The sequence below is a fragment of the Anaerocolumna chitinilytica genome (assembly GCF_014218355.1).
In the GTDB taxonomy this organism is placed as follows: Bacteria; Bacillota; Clostridia; order Lachnospirales; family Lachnospiraceae; genus Anaerocolumna; species Anaerocolumna chitinilytica.
Map to the genome: position 1 here is coordinate 435,218 of NZ_AP023368.1, position 16,646 is coordinate 451,863.

Here is a 16,646-nt window from a genome sequence, read left to right on the forward strand (position 1 = left end):
AAAAACCGTAAGGAGGTTACATGTCAAATGCTTAGAAGTACTGCTGTTAAGGCGTCTTTATGTACTGCTGCGCTGTTACTTACCCTGGGTGCAGGAGTCAGAGTACAGGCGGCTGAGAGTGTCTCAGATACCGGGCTGGCCGGAATCATGCCAGTTCTTGATAACTATTATGTAGCTACTGCCGAGGTAGAAAAGGGAGAAGCGGAAAAGTTGCTTGATACTTTTGCGAAAGAAAAAGAAGAGCCAAGCAGTGACAAAGTTGAAAAAGTAAAATCACCCTATGCAAATCTAGGAATCTCCATAGCGGATAATTATGTTAATATTCGAGTGAAACCTAACACAGACAGCAAGATTGTCGGTAAACTCTACAAGGGTTGTGCAACAGATATATTGGCTACAAAAGGTGATTGGGTTAAGATTAAATCAGGTGATGTAAAGGGATATATTAATAAAGAATTCCTTGCAATCGGTTCTGAAGCTGAGAAGCTGGTTGATAAATATGCTGATAAGTATGCTACAGTAAATACGGAAACATTATTTGTAAGAGAGAAGCCGGGAACAGATAAAACAATCGTTACCATGGTACCTCAGGGTGAAACCTATTACATATCAAAAGAATTTAACAAGTGGGCCAAGATTGAAATTGACCAGGGAGAAGATGGCTTTGTATCAAAGGATTTCATCACAATCAATGTTAAATTCAAATATGCTATATCAATAAAAGAAGAAATGGCTAAGATAGCAGCAGAAAAAGCAGCTAAGAAGGCAGAAGCAGATAGATTGGAAGAGCTTGCCAAAGAGAGGGAAGCACAGAGACAATCATCCAATCAGCAGTCCCACCAGAGCTCCAGTTCCAACTCAGGTAGTTCTAACTCAGGCAGTTCAAACAACTCCTCCGGTAGTTCTTCAGGATCCGGAAACGGACAAGCAATCGCAAACTACGCATTGAATTTCGTCGGTAATCCTTATGTATGGGGCGGAACAAGCTTAACAAACGGAGCGGATTGTTCCGGGTTTGTATATTCTGTATATTCTCATTTCGGCTACAGCATACCAAGAGATTCCAGATCTCAGGCAGCAGGTGCAGGATATGAAGTCAGTGTAAGCAATATACAGCCAGGAGATTTAATCTACTATACAAATTCCAGCGGAACTGTAAATCACGTAGCAATGTACATTGGTAATGGTAAGGTAGTAAATGCCAGCAATGAAAGAGATGGCATAAAGATATCACAGTACAATTACCGTACACCATATAAAGTAAAAAGAATTGTAAAATAGTATATTAAAACCGCAGCTAGGTTAAACTAACTGCGGTATTTTTTTGAATAAAATTAATTTTCTAAAAAAGGCGGTTAAAAAGCTCTTTTAATAGAATTTTTAGATAATTAAGGTGAATTTCTTTATTTGAAGAAAATAAGATTTTAGTAGAAATATGATTGACAAAAGAAGGCCTGTACAAAATGCACAAAATATACCACTCCAAAATTGTTGATAGATGGGAGTGAAAAGTTTATATGTGTTTATCCAAAAGTTATCCACATATAAAAAGCCCGTTTTTTTCGGCTATTAAAAGTTATACACTGAGTTATCCACATTATCCACAGGTTTTCACCACGGTTGTGGAATATGAGGGGGAGTGTCAAGGTAGAATATTTGTTTTGTAGATTATGATAATATCATAATTATGTAAATTTAATGTAATGATATGTAAATAAATGTAACTGTCAAATAATTATAAAATAAGACGTACAATGATAGGAAGTTGGCCGAATATTTTAGATAGAGTATGTACAAGTTTGATAGTAGTAATAATTCTTTTTATAGAATTGCTTTGACGGAAAGAACTTGTCACATATTCTGCAATGTGTTATAATAATGTTAAGCAATAGTAAAAAAGCTAAAAGGAGTTGATTCATATGCGTTTTATAATAAGCGGCAAAAACATCGAGGTAACTGAAGGTCTCAAAACAGCTGTATATGAAAAGATTGGAAAGCTTGAAAAATATTTTACTCCTGATACTGAAATTCATGTAACTATGAGTGTTGAGAAAGAAAGGCAGAAAATAGAAGTAACGATTCCTATGAAAGGCAGCATGGTAAGAGCAGAACAGACAAGCACAGATATGTATGTTTCCATCGACCTTGTAGAAGAAGTTATTGAACGCCAGTTAAGAAAATATAAAAATAAATTAATTGAACAAAAGCAGGCAACTATAAACTTAAATCAAGAGTTTATTGATGATGCTTATGAAGAAGAGAACAATATCAAGATTATTCGTACCAAGAAGTTTGCTATTAAACCAATGGACCCGGAAGAGGCTTGTGTTCAGATGGAACTTTTAGGCCACAATTTCTTTGTATACCGCAATGCAGAAACCGATGAGGTAAATGTGGTTTACAAGCGCAAAGGCAATACCTACGGTTTGATTGAACCGGAATTTTAGTCAGATACTTAAGGATTTATAGGATTTAATAATATAGAAAGGGGGGACTGTTAATACAGTTCCCCCTTTTTCTTAATCTCTTAAAGAGGAAATTTGAACATCTGATAAGCTGTCTCAGATTTCTTCCATAAACTCCCGCCATGCAGTTAGCAAGGCATTTCGTATAAAAAGGTTGCTAACTAACTGGGGAAATGATACAATGTATTTTATGAAAAAATTATTTGACCAGAATTTATCTTATATAAGTTGAAAGCAGTTTTTTTGCGGAAAGAAACTTAGTTTAACTTATATTGTATCCATTGAATAAATACAGGAGTGAAAAACATGAGTCTCGTAACGAAAATTTTTGGTACCCACAGTCAAAGAGAAGTCAAACTTGTTATGCCTATAGTTGACAAGGTTGAGGCATTGGAGCCATCCATCAAGGCACTTTCCGATGCGGAATTAAAGAATAAAACCGTTGAATTTAAAAATAGGTTAAAGAACGGTGAAACACTAGACGACATTTTGCCGGAAGCCTATGCTGTGGTAAGAGAAGCAGCAGTAAGAACACTGGGACAGAGACCCTTTCGTGTACAGATACTTGGCGGAATCATATTACATCAGGGAAGAATCTCTGAAATGAAGACCGGTGAAGGTAAGACCCTTACCTCTACTTTCCCTGCATACTTAAATGCCCTTGAAGAGAAGGGTGTTCATATTGTAACAGTAAATGATTACCTTGCAAAACGTGACTCCGAGTGGATGGGACAAATTCATGAATTCTTAGGTCTTAAAGTTGGCGTTATTTTAAACAGCATGGATAATGATCAGAGAAGAGAAGCCTATCACTGTGATATTACGTATGCTACCAACAATGAACTTGGATTTGATTATTTAAGAGATAACATGGTTATCTATAAAGAGCAGCTGGTACAAAGAGGCCTGCATTTCGCTATCATCGATGAAGTGGACTCTGTATTAATCGATGAAGCAAGAACCCCTCTTATTATATCCGGACAGAGCGGAAAATCCACAAAGCTTTATGAAGCCTGCGATATCCTTGCAAGACAGCTTACAAAGGGTAAGGTCAGCGGTGAACTTACCAAGATGGCAGCTCTTATGAATGAGGATGTTGAAGAAGAAGGCGATTTTGTAGTTAATGAAAAAGATAAATTAGTTAACCTTACAGCAGAAGGTGTTGAAAAGGTTGAAAGTTTCTTCCACCTTGAGAACCTTGCAGATCCGGAAAATCTTGAAATACAGCATAATATTATTCTGGCTTTAAGAGCGCATTACCTGATGGCCAGAGATAAGGATTACGTTGTAAAAGAAGATGAAGTTCTTATCGTAGATGAGTTCACCGGACGTATTATGCCCGGAAGAAGATATTCAGATGGACTTCATCAGGCAATTGAGGCAAAGGAAAAAGTTAAGGTAAATAGAGAGAGTAAGACATTAGCAACAATTACTTTCCAGAACTTCTTTAATAAATATGCTAAGAAATGCGGTATGACCGGTACAGCTCTTACTGAAGAAAAAGAATTCCGTAATATATATGGTATGGATGTTATCGAAGTGCCTACGAATATCCCTGTAGCACGTGTGGACAGACAGGATGCCGTATATAAGACCAAAAAAGAGAAATTAAATGCAGTAGTATCTGAAATAATGGAATCTCACAAGAAGGGCCAGCCGGTTCTGGTTGGTACGATTACCATCGAAGCTTCTGAGGAATTAAGTGATATGTTAAAGAAAAAGAACATTCCTCATAAAGTTTTAAATGCGAAATTCCATGAGCTGGAAGCTGAAATTATAGCAGATGCTGGACAGGTAGGAGCTGTTACAATAGCTACTAATATGGCAGGCCGTGGTACTGATATTAAACTGGGAGAAGGTGTGACAGACCTTGGCGGACTTAAGATCATAGGTACCGAACGCCATGAATCCAGACGTATTGATAATCAGTTAAGAGGACGTGCCGGTCGTCAGGGAGATCCCGGAGAATCCCGCTTCTATATATCCCTGGAAGATGATTTAATGAGACTCTTTGGATCTGAGCGTCTTATGAATATGTTCAACTCCCTGGGGCTTCCCGATGGAGAACAGATTGAGCACAAGATGTTAAGCAGTGCAATTGAAAAGGCTCAGACTAAGATAGAGAATAACAACTATGGTATCCGTAAGAACCTGTTAGAATACGATCAGGTAAATAATGAACAAAGAGAGATTATTTACAAGGAAAGAAGAAGGGTTCTCGACGGCGAAAGCATGAGAGATACCGTATTTAAGATGATAACAGATACCGTGGAGGATTGTGTGAACACCTGTATCAGTGATGATCAGCTTTCCGAGAACTGGGATTTGGAAGAACTTAATACAATGCTGCTTCCTATCATACCTTTAGAGACCATTGCATTTGATGCACAGGAACTTGACCGTATGAAAAAGGCTGCATTAATGCAGAAGTTAAAAGAAGATGCTATTAAGCTTTACGAAGAGAAGGAAGCGGAATTCCCGGAGAAAGAACAGCTTCGTGAAGTAGAACGTGTTATCCTCCTGCGTGTAATTGACCGTAAGTGGATGGATCATATTGATGATATGGATCAGCTGCGTCAGGGTATCGGTCTGCAGGCTTATGGACAGAGAGATCCTTTAGTAGAGTTTAAGTTTATGGGCTTTGAAATGTTCGATGAAATGACAGATGCAATCAGGGAAGATACCGTGAAAGCTCTGATGCATGTAAGAATAGAGCAGAATGTTGAAAGAGAACAGGTAGCAAAAGTTACCGGTACGAATAAAGATGATTCTGTTCAGCAAGGACCTGTAAGAAGAACCACGAAAAAGGTTCAGCCTAATGATCCCTGCCCATGTGGAAGCGGAAAGAAATATAAATTCTGCCATGGAAAAATTAATTAACAGAATTTCGAAAAGAGGTGATAGAGTGGTTGAGTTAGACCAGATGAAATATACGCTAAGTACTTACAAACAGCCATTACTTGAAGTGGGGGATTCACTTTGACCTGGCTAATAAGCTAGAGCGTATCGATATGATAGAACATATCATGGAAGAGCCGAACTTTTGGGACGGTGCTGAGAAATCCCAGGGATATGTAAAAGAACTAAAGAATCTAAAGGATATTGTAGATGAGTACAATGGTCTGAAGAGAGAATATGAAGATATTGAGACTCTCCTTGAGATGGCTTATGAGACCGAAGATGGGAGTTTAATACCGGAAATACAAGCCGAGCTTGATAAATTCACGGAAGACCTGGATGAGATGAGACTGAATACACTTCTCTCAGGGGAGTATGATAAGGACAATGCCATATTGACCCTTCATGCCGGAGCAGGTGGGACAGAAAGCTGTGACTGGGCGAGTATGCTTTACCGTATGTACCAGAAGTGGGCGGATAAGAAAGGTTTTGAAACTCAGGTAATAGATTATCTGGATGGAGAAGAAGCCGGTATAAAATCCGTAACTTTCCAGATAAACGGTCTGAATGCTTACGGTCACTTAAAGTCTGAAAGAGGTGTACACAGACTGGTTCGTATATCACCTTTTAATGCGGCAGGAAAACGGCAGACATCCTTCGTCTCCTGTGATGTAATGCCTGATATTGAAGAGGATACCGGAATTGAAATCGATGAAGGGGATTTAAGGATTGATACTTTTCGTTCCAGCGGTGCCGGTGGTCAGCATGTTAACAAAACCTCATCAGCTATCCGAATCACGCATATTCCTACCGGAATTGTAGTTCAATGCCAGAATGAACGTTCTCAGTTCCAGAACAAAGACAAAGCGATGCAGATGCTGAAAGCGAAGCTTTATCTCTTGAAGCAGCAGGAAAACCTGGAAAAGGAATCCGGAATTCGCGGTGAAATAAAAGAAATTGGCTGGGGAAGTCAGATAAGATCTTATGTTATGCAGCCGTACACTTTGGTAAAAGACCATCGGACTAACATGGAGATTGGAAATGCGGCCAGTGTTTTAGATGGTAATTTAGATCCGTTTATTAATGCTTATTTAAAGTGGGCCAGTATAGGCCAACCATCAGACTAAGCTATTGGTATACAAATGAAAAGGGGGTACCTAAAATGATTACAAAACAGTCTACGCAGGCGAATGGCAGTCTGCAGACGAAACAAAGTCTATTGTCAAAACAGGTTATCTTTACTTTGGATAATGAAGAATTCGGACTGGATATAATGGTTGTAAATGCTATTGAAAAGTTCACAGATTTAATTCCCGTTCCTAATGCACCTTCCTATATTCATGGTATTATGAATTTGAGAGGTGATGTAATTCCGGTGTTTTCGCTGAGAAGAAAGTTTGGCTTACCGGATAAACCTGTAACTGAGGATTCCAGATTGATTATAACAAAATCCAATGGAATACTCATGGCTTTTGAAGTGGATGGCGTAAAGGAAATCATTGAGATACCTCCTGAAAATATCAGTGAGACGCCTGCTATTGTAAGGGGAATTAACACAAGCTATATTCGAAATGTTGCTAATTTAAACGGAAGAATGGTCATACTTTTAGATCATGACGGAATACTTTCCATAAATGAGCAGGAAAATATAGAAGGTATATTGGCAAGATAGAATAAAATCAAGTATCTCCAACCATCAATTATGGTTGGAGATTTTTTTTGTTTCTAAAATCAATTAGGGCTTAAGGATATCTGCAGTCACGGGGAAGAAAAGTGTATAGACAGCAATTTACAGTGCATAATGGATAAAAAGAGTGGATAAAAAGCTTGTAAAATGAATAATTTGTCTTAAGATTGATAATTTATTCAAAAGCTGTTGCAAATGAGTGGAAAATATGGTAAGATATCTTTCTGTGAAAGACAGTTGTATTTCGTATACATACAAAACGAAAATGAAAATACAGGAGGGGCGTCCATGGATGAAGGCAAATACTTCATTGTTAAGAAAAAAGCAGTGCCGGAGGTTCTTCTAAAAGTAGTGGAGGCAAAAAGGCTTTTAGATTCTGAGAAGGTAGTCACCGTTCAGGAAGCTGCGGATATAGTTGGTATCAGCAGAAGCTCTTTTTATAAATATAAAGACGATATATTTCCTTTCCATGAGAATACGAGGGGAAAAACAATTACCTTCATGCTGCAGATAGACGATAAACCAGGTATCTTATCCAGCGTATTAAATTGCGTATCAAAGAATGGCGTGAATATATTAACCATTCATCAGAGTATTCCCGTAAATGGAATTGCTTCTCTGACCTTAAGTATAGAGATACCGGGGCAGTTCGAAGATACAGCAATTATCTTTGAAGCCATTGAGGCTCTGGAAGGAATACATTATACGAAAATCCTGGCTAGAGAGTAGTAGAAAAAATGTAAAGATATTTTTCCTACGCAAGTATGTGCCTGCGAAATCCTCGGCACAGACTTGAATATCGAAGAAAAAAGAAAAGATATTTTTCCTGCGCAAGTATGTGCCTGCGAAATCCTCGACACAGACTTGAAACACAGACTAGACTGGAAAAGCCGACAGAATGAAATCATAAGATGGATTGACAGAAAGGAGCTTTACATGGTAAATATAGCAATTTTAGGTTATGGCACAGTGGGATCAGGAGTAGTTGAGGTTTTGCATATGAATGGCGAAAGCATCAGCAAGCGCTGTGGTCATGATATTAATGTGAAGTATATATTGGACTTAAGAGATTTTAAAGGAGAACCTGTTGAGAATCTAATTGTTCATGATTACAGTATTATTGTAAATGATCCTGAAGTTAAAGTCATTGTAGAGGTAATGGGAGGGGTAGAGCCTGCCTATTCTTTTGTGAAAGAAGCTATTCTGAAAGGAAAAAGTGTCTGCACCTCCAACAAAGAGCTGGTGGCGAAGCATGGCGCTGAATTATTGGAGTTATCGAAAGCACAGAAGGTAAACTTCCTCTTTGAAGCCAGTGTAGGAGGGGGAATCCCAATTATCCGTCCTTTGAATCAGTCTTTGACAGCAGATGAGATTGAAGAAATAACAGGTATCTTAAATGGTACCACGAATTATATCTTAACGAAGATGAGCTCAGACAATGCAGACTTTGATACAGCCTTAAAGGAAGCACAAGCTATGGGATATGCAGAGCGTAATCCAAAAGCGGATGTGGAAGGTTTTGATGCCTGCAGAAAGATTGCAATTCTCTCTTCTTTGGCCTTTGGCATGCAGGTGGATTTCGAGGATATCTATATTGAGGGTATAACGGAAATCTCAGATATTGATGTGTTATATGCTGCTACTATGGGAGCAAGTATTAAGCTCCTTGCTACCAGTAAAAAAGTCGGTAACAGGGTATATGCAATGGTTGCACCTATGTTAATAAAACCAACTCACCCTTTGTTTAGTGTTAACGGAGTATTTAACGGAATATTTGTCAGAGGAAATGTAATCGGAGACGTTATGTTTTATGGAAGCGGAGCCGGAAAGCTTCCCACTGCCAGCGCTGTTGTAGCAGATGTTGTAGATGCTGCAAAGCATATCGGTACGAATATTATGACCTTTTGGAGCAGCAGAAAGCTTGAATTAACAGATATTAAGGCTGTGGAGCATCGTTTCTTTGTACGGATAGCAGATTGCGATGATAAGACAAAAGAACTAATACAGGAGACTTTCGGGGAGATTGAAGAAATAAAAGCTGAGGGCAGAGATTCTGATTATGCATTTATTACTGAATTTCTAAGTGAAGCCCTTTATGAGGAGAAAGCAGAAAGAATCGGAAAAACATTAAATCGTATACGCATTATGTTTTAAAAAGTATTCTTAAGTAATTGGGATAACAGCGCAGTTATCATTTCATTAACTGTTAACAGAATCTAAGAAAAACACATATAAGTTGATAAATGAAGTAAGAGTGTCAGCGGAAAGAAGAATTCCGGGAAAGAAGGCTTTATGAAATACGTGATTGTACTTGGTGATGGAATGGCAGATGAACCCTTGGAAGAGCTTGGCGGTAAAACACCATTGGCTTACGCACATACTCCCTATCTGGATGAACTTGCAAAGATGTCTGAAATCGGTCTTGCAAAGACGGTCCCTGCTGGGATGAAGCCAGGAAGTGATACCGCCAACCTGTCCGTCCTTGGATATGACCCAAGAGAAAATTACACGGGTCGGTCACCCCTTGAAGCATTAAGCATCGGAGTGGATATGAAAGCTACGGATATTGCCCTGCGCTGCAATATCGTTACCCTGTCAGAAGAAGATACTGCGTATTCCAATAGGACTATTATTGATCACAGCTCCAGTGAAATAACCACAGAGGATGCAGCTGTGTTATTAGAGGCAGTGAAAAAGGCCTTGGAAACAGATATATATAAGTATTACCTTGGAACCAGCTATCGTCATCTGACGATATGGGATAAAGGAGAGGTTGTAGAATTAACACCTCCCCATGATATTTTGGGAAAAGCAATCGGAGAATATCTTCCGGAAGAAAAAGCTTTAAGAGAGATGATGGAAAAGAGCTTTGATATCCTGAATAATCATCCCCTTAATTTAGAAAGAGCAAAAAAGGGCTTACATAAAGCCAATTCCATTTGGTTCTGGGGAGCCGGCACGAAGCCTTCCCTTACCGCCTTTGAAGAAAAGTTCGGGAAAAAAGGTTCAATGATATCTGCAGTTGATTTATTAAAAGGAATTGCCGTTGGCGCAAAGATGCAGGTAGTAGAAGTGGAAGGAGCCGATGGAACCCTTCACACCAATTATGAAGGCAAGGCGCTGGCAGCAGTAAAAGAACTTACAGAAAATAATCAAGATTTTGTATATATTCATATAGAAGCCCCCGATGAGATGGGTCATCAAGGCAGTACTGTGAATAAAATAAAAGCAATAGAGTATTTAGATAAAAGGGTAATAGGGATAGTAAAAGAACAGCTTGATAAACAAGGGGTGGATTACAGAATGTTAATAATGCCTGACCATCCGACACCGATTCATTTGCGCACCCATACAGGAAATCCTGTTCCCTTCGTACTCTATGACAGTACTAAAAAGCTTGATAACTCCTGGGAATACACGGAAGAGGCTGCTATTGGCAGCGGAAATCTGGTGGAAAACGGATATGAAATGATATTGAAATTATTTGAAATGCAATAGTTTTAATATACTTACAGTTAACCAGAAGACGTTGGTATAGAATAATTAATTTCTGTGCAGGAGCATTGAAAGCCTTTTATGAGTATAAAAGGAGGCATTATATGCTTATTGTTAAAAAGTTCGGTGGGACGTCAGTAGCCGATAAGGAACGGATACTGCATGTAGCCGGGATATGTGCCGAAGAATATCACAAAGGCAACGATATAGTGGTGGTGCTTTCCGCTATGGGAAAGCAAACCGATGTACTTTTAACACAAGCAGAAGAGATAAACCCCAATGCACCTAAAAGAGAAATCGATATGCTGCTCACCACAGGGGAGCAGGTATCTGTAGCGTTAATGGCCATGGCTCTGGAATCGATGGGAGTCCCGGCCATTTCTTTTCATGCATTTCAGGCAGGAATCTACACCACCAGAGCCTATGGAAATGCAAGAATTGAGCGGATTGATACGGCCAGAATGGAAGAAGCTCTGGCTCAGAGGAAGATTGTAATTGTAGCCGGTTTTCAGGGTATAAGTGAAGAAGGGGATTATACAACTCTGGGGCGCGGCGGTTCAGATACAACAGCAGTAGCGCTGGCGGCAGTCTTAAAAGCAGATGTTTGCGAAATCTATACCGATGTGGACGGGGTATACACAGCAGACCCCAGACTAGTGCCCACAGCCGTTAAATTAAAGGAAATTACCTACGATGAGATGCTGGAGTTAGCTACCCTGGGAGCAGGGGTACTTCATAACCGTTCTGTGGAGCTGGCGAAGCGCTTTGGAGTGGAAATTATAGTGAAATCAAGCTTTCAGGATATAGAAGGTACAAGAGTCTGTGACTGGACCGGCAGAAAGGATGTTACAGGTGTCTTGGAAAGAGGAATGATAAGCATAACACAGAGCCTTGAGAGTACCACAATGGAGGAAATGCTTGTCAGTGGTGTAACAGCGGATAAGAACACAGCCAGAATTCAATTAAAAGGCATCAAAGAGACAACAAAGGAAATGTATAAGATTTTCTTGAAATTATCAGAACAGCATATCGGAGCCGATTCGGTTCTAATGTCACCGGGAAGTGATAATACCACAGATATCAGCTTTACAGTTCCTAGAGACCGATTGAAAGAAACCGCCGATACACTGAAAAAATACAGTGAAGAAAGTACACAGACAGTGGAGATAGGAATAGAAGATAACATTGCGAAAGTATCTGCAGTCGGAGCAGGAATGATGTCGAATCCTTCAATTGCGGTAAGTATGTTTGAAGCTCTTTATGAAGCAGGTATTACAATCGAGATGATTTATGCATCTGAGCTGCGAATTACTGTGCTGGTCAATGAAGAAGATACCTTAAAAGCCATCAGAGCTATACATGGGCGTCTGATTGAGAAACAGTTACGGTAAATAGTTGATTTTTATGGTTTTGTAATAGAAAGGCATCGAAGGTTTTAGGGATTCTGAATCGGAGGAAGGAGATATTTCCTTCCTTAGCCAATGAACTTCCTTTTTGTGGGAAAATGTCGGCAATAAACGAACAGATTTCATAAATCTTCGGTGCCTTATTGATAAATATTTATGTATAATGGGGATTATCATACGAAACACATGTGCTATAATAGTACTGGTCTGTGTCCTGTGGAGGTATGAGAAACCAAAGAAGAGCTTATCCTTCATTTAGATACAGTTAATAGAAAATATGACATAAGGAATGATGTATTTGCGAAAGGAGTTATTGTGAAGACTTTTATACGAGCGGTTATGGGCGGAGTTGCCATCAGCGTTGGAGGAATGATATACATAAGGGCAGAGAATCATGTAGTAGGTGCTCTTTTATTCTCAATCGGATTATTTACGATCTATACCTTCGGATTGGACTTATTTACCGGTAAGGTATGTTTGATCTTAAACAAGCCTGTTAAATTTCTTGGTACGGTATTGTTAGTATACCTGGGGAATGCAGTAGGTACAGCAGCCTGTGGCTATCTCCTCCGGGCTACGAAACAATCCCAATACTTAGAGCATGCAGTAGAACTGGTAGGACTTAAGCTATCAGATAATCTATTCAGTACTTTTATCATGGCAGTTATGTGCGGACTGTTAATGTGTATAGCAGTACTTGGATTTACGAATATCAAAGATGGTGTGGGAAAATATCTGGCATTGATTCTGCCGGTCATGGTCTTTATTCTTTCAGGTTATGAGCATAGTATTGCGGATATGTTCTATTTTTCCTTTGCAAATGCCTGGGGCGGCAAGGCGTTTCTATATATTAATGTAATCGCTCTTGGAAATCTTGTCGGCGGATGCCTATTGCCATTAGCTTCAAAAGTAGCCAGTGATAAAGAACATCAAGAATAGTAAAAAAGGGAGGCTTTATGCCTCCCTCTTTCTTTTACATAATTCATTCTCATATTCATCAATCTTCTGAAGCAGAATGCTTTTTGTTTCTTCTTCCGTGTATATCATATCACTATCTCCTAGAAGAGTCAGGAATTGGTAGAAGGACATAGATATACTTGGCTCATTAATTTCCAAGTGAAACGTTCCATTCGTCGGATGTTTATACATTAAAAATACATTTACTTCATTCATAGCTGATATTATAAACTTCTCCGATATACGTAATTTACGAGTGTTTATAATACATGCTTTATAGGATTTGAGAAGAATACTATCGTATAATTTCTTTAACAAGATAAGGCAATCTTCTTTAGCAAGGGGATGGTAGAATTGAGCTGGTATTTCAGCAATAAGCCCTGTATTCCAGAAAGCATCCAATCCCTCAGTTGTAAAGTAAGATGTGCATTCATATCCGGAACGAAGCTTCTCATCATAATAATGATTTCTGTTTATCATTAACTTCAGTATTTCATCTTTTCTGGGAAAGTCAATTATATATCTTTTTAATATATCGTCAGTCAGGAAATATTCCAGGCGAGGCTGTGAAAACAAGGAAGACGTAAAAGTCAGGCCTTCTTTTCTTTCGCTGGCGCCGGATTCATAAACGGAGTACTGCATATAAAAATCCATTGGATCAATTATTTTTTTTGCTAACGCAGAGCTTCTTCTTAAAACATTATTGAAAAGATCACTGTAAACATCATAAAAATCCTCATCAATATAAAGAGCTGCATTCTGATAATCTGCCGTTAATGCGATAACGATATCAGAGGTTATAATTAAGTAAGGAAAAAGGGTGGTGGAATTGAATTTAGAACCGATATTGTCGTAATACACATAGGACTCATAATGGGGGCAGGACAGTAATAAAGGTAAAACAGACTGAAATGCCGTGATATTATATAAATTCTCACTATCCTCTTTTAGATCATTCTGTAGGCAGAAGACATGCTCAATCTGCAAGGGGCTGCCTGAATTCCCCAGAGTAAGCAGTATATCATTCAGGAATTTATAATCCGGCTGTATAATCAATTTCACGAATCCCTGTGATTTGGAGGATTCCTCTTCCAGGACGGCTTTTACAACCGTGTTAATATGTAAAGTTCCGGTGAGCATTGTAGCTGCCGGATAATGAGTAAAATCATGCTTATAGTATGACGGGATATGTGGCGGAGTGGTGTCAAAGCCAACTAAGTTTTCAAGGAGCTCTTTTATGAGCGTATTCCGTTTGAACAGACTCTCTCCAATTTTCTCCATGTTATATAAAGACCTAATTTCGTCTGCCTGGGAAGGAGTCAAAGCCAGGGCTCTCATAATATTTTCTAATACGGCCCTATCTGACGGAATACGCTTTCCGGTCAGAATATGATGGATAAAACTTCTATCCACTCCACTATTTTTAGACAAGGCCTGTATAGATAAGTTAGATGTGCCCACAAAGCTTTTTAAGGTTTTACTGAATTGGCTCATTGGTCGTATCCTTTCATTCGCTTAGCTAATTATTGAAGAATAGCTTGATTCATCACAGTTGAGAATGCTAGCGGTCCTTTTCATATAGTAATTTGTAAGCTGAAAAGCATTCAATCTTATATGTTAATTGTTATTACCCGGAGATTCAGCAAAGGATGGTAAACGAAGTATGAGGTTCTGAACAGGGGAGTAACAGTAAAAAATGAGAGATTAAAAGATTATATGTTTGTTTTTGGCTGTAGATAAATTTGTAAAACAAAAATAAAAACAAGTATATAGTCTATTAGTACCATCAAGTTAAATTATAATGTATAGATTTGTAATGTCAAGAAAAACCTGTCACATATTTTGTCACACATTGCCATATTAGATTATAAGTATATAATATTAATAATTGTTTTAATAATTAAGTTTTGCCATTTGCGGGAGAATATGTTCTGCCGATGGACATAAAAAAGGGTTATATTACAAAAAAGGAGTGTCGAAATGATGAGAAAGAGCGCAACTATGTTGAAGAGCATGCTTGCTAAGCTTTTGGTTCTCGCTATGGTTCTGTCTTTAGTTGGTATTACTAATACCGCAGAAGCAGCAGCAAAACCTGCATTATCAAAAGCAACAGCTTCCGTACTAGTTGGTAAGAAACTTGACCTGGATGTAAACAATCAGGTTAAAGGAGCTTCCTACACATGGAAATCCAGCAATGCTAAGATTGCAACCGTTAATAAGAATGGACTTATCGTTGGTAAGACAAAAGGTTCTGTAACCATTACCTGTACGGTAAAGACTTCTAAGTCTACATACCCGTTATCCGCTAAGATAACAGTTAGAACCCCTGCAACTTCTGTTGCTGTAAGTAACAAAGTTACTGCTCTGAATGAGGGACAGGTATACAGCTTAAAGACTACATTAAAGCCTGCAACATCCAATGACTTAGTTAGCTGGACAAGCAGCAACAGCAAAGTCTTAAAAGTAGATGCCAAAGGCAAATTAACAGCAGTAAAGACTGGTAAAGCAACCGTAACAGCAAAGACCTTAAGCGGCAAGAGCGTTAAGGTGGTAGTTCAGGTAACTGATAAAGCGGGTACCGTTACAACACAGAAAGAACTTAACAGCCTGTTAGGCAGCGGAGCAGCACTTATTACATTAAAGACTGATGCTGCTGATACCTTTAAGATCGCAGCTGGCAAATATACTGCTCAGAAATTAGTAGTAGATGCACCCAAGGCAGATGTTGAGAACAGCGGAGTATTTAAGAACATCGAAATAAAAGCAATTAAAGCATCCACCTGGACAGAAGCTGCTAAGGGAAACAAACTTACAGTTACTGCACCCAGTGCAAGAATCGTTGTTGCAGAGAGCGGAAGCACCGCAATTACTGTTAGTGCCGGTGCCGGTACTCTTACTCTTGTAAATAATGGTGCTGTAAGCAATGTCGTTGTAGATACAGCTGTTACACTTACAATTAGCGGAACTTCTACCGCACCGATTCCTGTAGTTGCTAATGCAGAAAAAGCAAAGGTAACCTCATCTCTTCCCCTTGCATTACAGGCTAATGCTCCCGTAGCATTAAATCTGTTAAAAGGTGCTGAGAAGTCAACCGTAGCAGCTGCAACAGAAGCAGCTATTCCTACCATTACAGGTGATGTAAAGATTACTGTTACCGTTGGTACAGGTGCCAATGCGACAACAAAAGAAGTTACCGGTGAGGGCTATACAGGCGGAACTACTACAGGCGGATCAACTGGTGGTTCAACACCTATCTTAAAGACTGCAACAGTAACCGGCAGTGCTATTACCGGCGGTTATAATTATACTCTTCCGGTTGCTTATACAAGCCTTGAAAGTGTAGTTGTCAGCTATGATAAGCCTTATACAGTAAGTAAGGCAATGCTGAATGAACTGGTTAGTCTGCTGAACAACAGCAATGGAACCATTTCTTTATGGAATAGTATTGGATCATTAAGTTATAAAATTGATAATACTACCACTGCTGAAATTACAGGTACTGCAGGTTCAGGTGTAAAGCATGTAACCTTTAAAGGCGGAGACTTAAATAACAGAGAATACACCGTAACAGTTACCCCTCAGGGATCAGGTGATGCAGTTATAACTATTGTTGGACAGGCTGGTACTTATGAGTTATCTAAGCTGAGTGACAATAAGACTTTGGTATTTAAAGTTACAAACTCAACTTCTAACACAGTTCCTACTTTTACAGTAACTTATTATTAAGATGTAATTACA

12 protein-coding genes are annotated in these 16,646 nt (G+C 38.9%); 11 read left to right on the top strand and 1 reads right to left on the bottom strand.

The features are described 5' to 3' along the window. Positions 1-27: 27 nt before the first annotated feature. The 10 genes from bsdcttw_RS01945 (at position 28) to bsdcttw_RS01990 (ending at position 12,890) form a co-directional block, all read left to right on the top strand. Positions 28-1,281 carry a C40 family peptidase gene (locus bsdcttw_RS01945; RefSeq protein ID WP_185257774.1) on the top strand — a complete coding sequence of 418 codons (1,254 nt, stop codon included), beginning with the start codon at positions 28-30 and terminating at the stop codon, positions 1,279-1,281. A 638-nt stretch (positions 1,282-1,919) separates the two neighbouring features. After that, on the top strand, positions 1,920-2,447 hold the full coding sequence (gene hpf, locus bsdcttw_RS01950) for a ribosome hibernation-promoting factor, HPF/YfiA family (protein ID WP_185257775.1): 528 nt from the start codon (positions 1,920-1,922) through the stop codon (positions 2,445-2,447). Between the two features lie 324 nt (positions 2,448-2,771). Beyond that, positions 2,772-5,345 carry a preprotein translocase subunit SecA gene (gene secA / locus bsdcttw_RS01955; RefSeq protein WP_185257776.1) on the top strand — a complete coding sequence of 858 codons (2,574 nt, stop codon included), beginning with the start codon at positions 2,772-2,774 and terminating at the stop codon, positions 5,343-5,345. Between the two features lie 25 nt (positions 5,346-5,370). After that, positions 5,371-6,490 (top strand): peptide chain release factor 2 gene (gene prfB / locus bsdcttw_RS01960; RefSeq protein ID WP_185259661.1). Its coding sequence is split into 2 segments (ribosomal slippage): positions 5,371-5,445 and positions 5,447-6,490, totalling 1,119 coding nucleotides; the frame shifts between segments, so codons are not numbered across the junction. A gap of 35 nt (positions 6,491-6,525) precedes the next feature. Then, on the top strand, positions 6,526-7,035 hold the full coding sequence (locus bsdcttw_RS01965; protein ID WP_185257777.1) for a chemotaxis protein CheW: 510 nt from the start codon (positions 6,526-6,528) through the stop codon (positions 7,033-7,035). A gap of 303 nt (positions 7,036-7,338) precedes the next feature. Continuing rightward, positions 7,339-7,779, top strand: coding sequence for an ACT domain-containing protein (locus bsdcttw_RS01970; protein WP_185257778.1), 441 nt, complete (start codon positions 7,339-7,341; stop codon positions 7,777-7,779). A 207-nt stretch (positions 7,780-7,986) separates the two neighbouring features. Next, positions 7,987-9,204, top strand: coding sequence for a homoserine dehydrogenase (locus bsdcttw_RS01975; protein ID WP_185257779.1), 1,218 nt, complete (start codon positions 7,987-7,989; stop codon positions 9,202-9,204). A gap of 138 nt (positions 9,205-9,342) precedes the next feature. Beyond that, positions 9,343-10,548 carry a cofactor-independent phosphoglycerate mutase gene (locus tag bsdcttw_RS01980; protein ID WP_185257780.1) on the top strand — a complete coding sequence of 402 codons (1,206 nt, stop codon included), beginning with the start codon at positions 9,343-9,345 and terminating at the stop codon, positions 10,546-10,548. A gap of 101 nt (positions 10,549-10,649) precedes the next feature. Continuing rightward, entirely contained in the window at positions 10,650-11,936 is a 1,287-nt protein-coding gene (locus bsdcttw_RS01985) for an aspartate kinase (protein WP_185257781.1), read from the top strand. A gap of 330 nt (positions 11,937-12,266) precedes the next feature. Then, positions 12,267-12,890: a formate/nitrite transporter family protein gene (locus bsdcttw_RS01990; protein WP_185257782.1), complete on the top strand. Its 624-nt coding sequence runs from the start codon at positions 12,267-12,269 to the stop codon at positions 12,888-12,890. Between the two features lie 15 nt (positions 12,891-12,905). On the opposite strand, the gene bsdcttw_RS01995 is transcribed toward bsdcttw_RS01990, so the two are convergent. Further along, positions 12,906-14,402, bottom strand: a complete 1,497-nt coding sequence (locus bsdcttw_RS01995) for a helix-turn-helix domain-containing protein (RefSeq protein WP_185257783.1) — start codon at positions 14,400-14,402, stop codon at positions 12,906-12,908. Positions 14,403-14,888: 486 nt separating this feature from the next. On the opposite strand from bsdcttw_RS01995, the gene bsdcttw_RS02000 reads away from it, so the two are divergent. Next, positions 14,889-16,634, top strand: coding sequence for an Ig-like domain-containing protein (locus bsdcttw_RS02000; RefSeq protein WP_185257784.1), 1,746 nt, complete (start codon positions 14,889-14,891; stop codon positions 16,632-16,634). Positions 16,635-16,646 lie beyond the last annotated feature (12 nt).